This window comes from Psychrobacter sp. AOP5-GZ1-6, from assembly GCF_052376345.1.
GTDB lineage: Bacteria > Pseudomonadota > Gammaproteobacteria > Pseudomonadales > Moraxellaceae > Psychrobacter.
Genome location: NZ_JBQSVP010000317.1, coordinates 1 through 749 on the forward strand (window position 1 = coordinate 1; position 749 = coordinate 749).

At 36.4% G+C, this 749-nt stretch carries 1 protein-coding gene; it reads left to right on the forward strand.

Annotated elements, in window-relative coordinates; genetic code table 11:
* Positions 1 to 75 precede the first annotated feature (75 nt).
* Entirely contained in the window at positions 76 to 534 is a 459-nt protein-coding gene (locus ACT3RN_RS16000; protein WP_444518855.1) for a hypothetical protein, read from the forward strand.
* The last annotated feature ends 215 nt before the right edge of the window (positions 535 to 749 follow it).

Sequence of the window (749 nt, forward strand, 5' to 3'; positions counted from 1 at the left end):
GTCAGCGGTTATTTATACAAAAAAATGTCTAAACAATTTTAAAACTCGTTACACAAAACTAAAATAAGACACTTCATGAAAAAATCATACCTCATCGCTAGCGGACTCATTGCAGTACTATTAACAGGCTGTATAGATAATATAGCGGGGATTAATAACTCAAAACCTGATAAATATATTCTGAATAGTGAAGGTGGCTGGGCATTAGATTGTGTATCAAACCAACCTTTGGGTTCTGACGGCGATTATTTTTGGGATTATAATAACCTACCCCATGGCACCGTAGACTATGTCTGTAAAGAAGGTAGAGCATACCTACCTGGGCAAGCACCCAATTGTGACGTTCAAGAAGGCTTTTGCCCACCTGATAAAGATACCAAAAAATGCTATGACTATGAAACTTCAGTATATTACGCAAAACAATGTAAAGAAGGTGACCATTTGATCGGTTATTGGCAAGGTAATAAATGGATGAACAGAGAGGGTAACGCCGCCAATCCAGTCTGGGTTGAGGGCGAATGGGCTGGATTATAATTCAAGTTTCTAAAAGCTTTTCATTCTTAAACAGAACTATAATTCTTTCTGAATATGTCATAAACAACCGCTTTCATCATTAAAGATGTCAGCGGTTATTTATGCACAAAAATGTCTAAACAATTTTAAAACTCGTTACACAAAACTAAAATAAGGTACCTCATGAAAACATCATACCTTATTGCCACCAAATACCACTGACCTATAGCTAGATC